This is a genomic window from Arthrobacter pascens (genome assembly GCF_017052465.1).
Lineage (GTDB): Bacteria > Actinomycetota > Actinomycetes > Actinomycetales > Micrococcaceae > Arthrobacter > Arthrobacter pascens.
The window spans coordinates 1-241 of sequence record NZ_JAFHKT010000036.1; the positions used below are offsets into that span (position 1 = coordinate 1).

Annotated in this window: 1 protein-coding gene; it reads right to left on the reverse strand. The window is 62.2% G+C overall.

The genetic code is table 11. From position 1 onward, the window contains the following. A partial coding sequence (locus JYA52_RS00155) for a cbb3-type cytochrome c oxidase subunit I (protein ID WP_205651152.1) occupies positions 1-241 on the reverse strand: 241 nt, incomplete at both ends.

The following is a 241-nucleotide window of genomic DNA, read 5'->3' on the forward strand; positions in this document are numbered from 1 at the left end:
AGGAACGTGCCGTGGAAGCCCAGGAACAGCAGCCAGAAGTGGATCTTGCCGAGGCGCTCGTTGAGCATCTTGCCTGTCCACTTCGGCCACCAGAAGTAGAAGCCGGCGAACATCGCGAACACCACCGTGCCGAAGACCACGTAGTGGAAGTGCGCCACCACGAAGTACGAGTCGGAGACGTGGAAGTCCAGCGGCGGGGAGGCCAGGATGATGCCGGTGAGGCCGCCGAAGAGGAACGTGA